Consider the following 4,393-nt stretch of genomic DNA (forward strand, 5'->3'; position numbering starts at 1 on the left):
AGATTTTATTAAAAGACAATTACACAAAAAAGTCCTCGATTTAGAGGACTTTTTTGTGTAATTAACAGTGTGTAAACTTTATAAAGCAGTAATAATAAATTCGCTACGTCTATTTTGTTGATGTTCATCTTCGGAACATTTTACGCCATCAGAACAATTGTTTACTAACTGGTTTTCACCATATCCTTTGCTAGATAATCGGTTTGGGTTGATGCCATTTATAATCAACCATTCTTTAGTTGATTTTGCTCTTCTGTCGGATAATCCTTCATTGTATTTAGAAGTACCTCTACTATCGGTATGGGAACGGATGTCAATTTTCATGTTTGGATATTCTCCCATCACATCTAATATTTTAGCTAAATCTAATGCTGCTTCTGGTTTGATGGTTGATTTATCAAATTCGAAATAAATCCATTTGATACCAAAACATTTACCCAAATCATCGCCCACGGCCACTTTGCATAATGCTTTTTCAAAAGTCAGGTTCAGTTGTGTTTTACAGTCTTTCTCAGCAATTGTAACGGTTTTTTCGGTTGTGGTATACTCTTCTTTTTCAGCTCTCACACTATATGTTTTTTGACCTTCTATCTCAAATGAGTAATACCCTTTATCATCAGATTCCGTTGTTTTTAGTAATTTGTGCTGGTCATCATATAGTGACATTTTAGAATTAGGAAGTATTTCTGCGGATACTAGTTCCGTTATTACACCATTTAACTCGTATTTGCATTTTATGGGTCTGGTTTCTAAAAACTGATAGATGTCATCATACCCTTTTCCGTTTTCCCTATTGGAGGAAAAAAAGCCAATTCTGTCTTTAGTATTTATTAAATACGCAAAATCATCTTTTGGAGAATTGACATCGGCTCCTACGTTTTGGACTTCTCCAAAAGTTCCATCCGTTTTTATTTCAGATACGAATATATCTAGCCCTCCAAGCCCCGAATGGGTATCTGAAGCGAAATAAATTTCATTATCATCTGTAACAAACGGAAAGGTTTCTTTGCCGGCTGTATTTATTGTTTTGCCTAAATTCTCGGGAGTTCCATAACTACCATCACTATTGATACTGACTCTGAAAATGTCGGATTCTCCTAATGTTCCAGGCATATCCGATGCAAAATACAATGTTTTTTCATCGACACTAAGAGCGGGATGTGCCGTACTATAGTTGTCACTATTGAATGGTAATTCGACTATATTGGCCCAATCATTGTTTACAAAACTGGCTTTGTATATTTTAATTAAAGTAACTTTATTTCCATCTTTTCCTTTTTTACCTTCTAAATAATTATTTCTTGTAAAATACATGGTCTTGCCATCATTGGTAAAAATAGCACTGGCTTCATGAAATTTTGATTTGACACTTTTTGAAAACTTTTTTGGACTCCCTGGAGTTAATGAATCGCCTGTTAAGTTGGATTCATACAGATTTGTAAAATATTGATCGGTCCAAGTATGTTTTCTTTGTCCTAAACTTCCAGTATCTCTAGAGGAGGTAAAAACCAGTTTTCCGTTATAAAATGAACTGCCATAATCGGAATATTGTGAATTCACTCCGGCGTCTTTAATCTTGTATCTTCCAGAATTGGCTTTTATTTTGTCCAGGTAATTGATCTCTTTGATGTAACTCTCTCCTTTGCCGGGTTTATCTGATTTCTCGTTGTAAAGTTTAAGCATTTCATTTGCTTTATCATTTTGGCCAATAGATCTTAAACAATGTGCATAACGATAATAATATTCAGGATCTACGTCAGATGTTAATGCAAATAGCTCTCCATACCATTTAGCGGCTTTGTCCAGTTCAGCGTTGAAGAAATAGGCATTTCCTAATTTCTGGAACATCTCTGCCGATTTGTATCCTTTATCAGATACATGCTCATAGGTCTTTATAGCATCAATGTATGCATAGTTATCATATTTTTTATCCGCATTAGATACTTTGGCTTTTTGGGCATAATTGTTAAATGAAAAAAGACTGAGTATCGTTAGGTAAAGTAGTATTCTATTTTTCATAATAATTATTTTTAGAGGATTTTTTTGTCTTTAATTATTCATGTTTTTCTTCAATTATTTGGTTTCCTGATAATTGATTGTATTTTTTTAAATTCTCACTGGCTTTCTTGTCTTCCCCTATAGCTTTCAAAGAAATAGCATAGCGGTAATAATATTCGGGTTCTAAATCAGTTGTCATATCGCATAATTCACCGTAGTATTTGGCTGCTTTATCCAATTTCTCGTTAAAGAAATAAGCATTTCCCATTTTTTTGAGCATCTCTACAGATTTATATCCTTTCTCCGAGACTCTTTCGTAGGTTTTTACGGCATCAATATAGGCGTAATTGTCGCTTTTTTTGTCCTCACTAGATACTACTTTAGTCTTTTGTGCATAATTGTTAAATGAAGAAAGACTGAGTATCGTTAGGTAAAGTAGTAGGTTATTTTTCATAATGATTAGGTTTTAGAGTGATGCTGATTTTTCTTTACATATTCCCGTTTTACATCCATTACTTGATGGTGTTTCCTGATAATTGATTATATTTTTTCAAATTTTCACTGGCTTTCTTGTCTTCGCCTATAGCTTTTAAAGAAATAGCATAGCGGTAATAGCATTCGGGTTCTAAATCAGTTGTCAATTTAAATAATTCGGCATAGCATTTGGCAGCTTTTTCCAATTCATCATTGAAGAAATAGGCATTACACACTTTTTTAAGCATATCTATAGATTTGTATCCTTTATCGGTAACCCTTTCATAGGTTTTTATGACATTGATATAGGCGTAGTCTCCCATTTTCTTCGGGCTGTCTATAGTAGCATTAGAGTTTAAGCTGGTTTTTAAGGTGTCAATGTTTTTAGATTGAATACTATTTATGGGTTCTACTTTGGTATAGGATGGAGTTGTAACTTCGGTTTTTTGTTGCACTGGAGTGTATATTGGGGGTACAACTTCAGTATTTTGTTCCACGGTTTTCTCCACTATAGTTATAACCCGAGTGTTGTTTGGTCCTAAATCGTATGTGTTTATTAATTTGGAGTCTGGTACATCATAGGTGGTGGTGTGTCCTCCAAATTTTAAATTAATAGTTTCTACTACATGATACGTTTTTATAGTTTTCACGGAGCTAGTCATCTTTCCTGTCATGGCATTTATTTGATTGTCAATTGCTTTTTTATTGCTAGTGTCAACCTGAACGATCTGCGCAAAACAGTTAAATGAAAAAATAGTTACTATTGTTATGTAAACAAGAATCTTCTTTTTCATGATAATTATTTTTAAAAGGAATCTTGACTTGTCATATCGTAGCTTTTTCTGAGTTACTTTAATCCATTAGAAGAATCTAGGGGTAACCATTTTACTGTTTTTCTTGAATATTTCGTAACGCAAGAATATCTCGTGGGATCCAGAATTATAATTAGCCAGTTTTGTTGTTTCAAAATCATAGCCGTAGCCTAAGTATAATCCCTCAGTAATTTGAAAACCAACCATTGCGCTCAAGGAGGCACTCCATCTGTAGGCCAGACCGACAGTAAATTTTTCATTGAACATGAAATTACCTGAAACATCTAATTGTAATGGAGCTCCATTAGTCATTTTAGTCATAAAGGTAGGTTTGAATTTTATGGATGAACTCAAGTCGAATACGTATCCTCCAATTAAATAGTAGTTTATTTTTTCTTTATATACTGCTATATCATTGTCATTATAGGCATTAGTTTCTATAAAATTTGGAATTGAAAACCCCAAATATCCGTTTTGGGAATGTAAATAAAGACCCGCACCTATGTTTGGTGAGAACTCATTGTCAATATTTTGAAATTCAGGATCTGTTTGGTCACCTGGATTTAATTTGGACACATCTATATTAAAAATGTTTGCGGTTCCTTTAATCCCAAAAGATAGCCTGTAGGATTCGGAAACAGGCACGTAATAGGATATATCTGCCGATATTGAGTTGTTTGTAGATGGTCCAATTTCATCATTTACAATAGAAACACCAAGTCCTAATTTGCTGTTATTGAAAGGAGTATTTACCGAAACTGTATTTGTAATTGGTGCTCCATCAAGTCCAACCCATTGTGTACGATGCAAAGCAAAAACACTTAATGCACCCCTTGATCCTGCATAAGCAGGGTTTACACTTATTGTGTTATACATGTATTGAGTATATTGAGCATCTTGTTGTGCATAACTTACAATGGTTGTAAAGATCATAACGATAGAAAATAATTTTGTTTTCATAGTTAGCGATTTGTTGGTTAAAAATGGCTATTGTTTGTAATAGCTTAGTTTTGAGGTGTTTTTAATTCGCATTGTAGTATTTGTATTAAAGATAGTTAAAAAATACTCTGAGTATTACGATTGCTCAGAGTATTTTTTTGAGCAAATTT

The 4,393-nt window shown here is 33.4% G+C and carries 4 protein-coding genes; all 4 read right to left on the reverse strand.

All coding sequences use genetic code 11. The features are described from left to right. Positions 1-78: 78 nt before the first annotated feature. The 4 genes from FNW52_RS20360 to FNW52_RS20375 all read right to left on the reverse strand — a co-directional run bounded on the left by FNW52_RS20360 (position 79) and on the right by FNW52_RS20375 (position 4,244). A complete protein-coding gene (locus tag FNW52_RS20360) occupies positions 79-2,019 on the reverse strand; it encodes an OmpA family protein (RefSeq protein ID WP_143379305.1) in 1,941 nt (646 codons plus the stop codon). A 34-nt stretch (positions 2,020-2,053) separates the two neighbouring features. Further along, positions 2,054-2,452 (reverse strand): M48 family metallopeptidase, encoded by a 399-nt coding sequence (locus tag FNW52_RS20365; protein ID WP_143379306.1) that lies wholly within the window; start codon positions 2,450-2,452, stop codon positions 2,054-2,056. Positions 2,453-2,510: 58 nt separating this feature from the next. Further along, a complete protein-coding gene (locus FNW52_RS20370) occupies positions 2,511-3,266 on the reverse strand; it encodes a hypothetical protein (RefSeq protein WP_143379307.1) in 756 nt (251 codons plus the stop codon). Positions 3,267-3,332: 66 nt separating this feature from the next. Next, the gene (locus FNW52_RS20375; RefSeq protein WP_143379308.1) at positions 3,333-4,244 is read right to left on the reverse strand and encodes a type IX secretion system membrane protein PorP/SprF; all 912 of its coding nucleotides are present in this window, start codon (positions 4,242-4,244) and stop codon (positions 3,333-3,335) included. Positions 4,245-4,393: the final 149 nt, after the last annotated feature.

Source organism: Flavobacterium sp. ZT3R18 (genome assembly GCF_007097385.1).
Lineage (GTDB): Bacteria > Bacteroidota > Bacteroidia > Flavobacteriales > Flavobacteriaceae > Flavobacterium.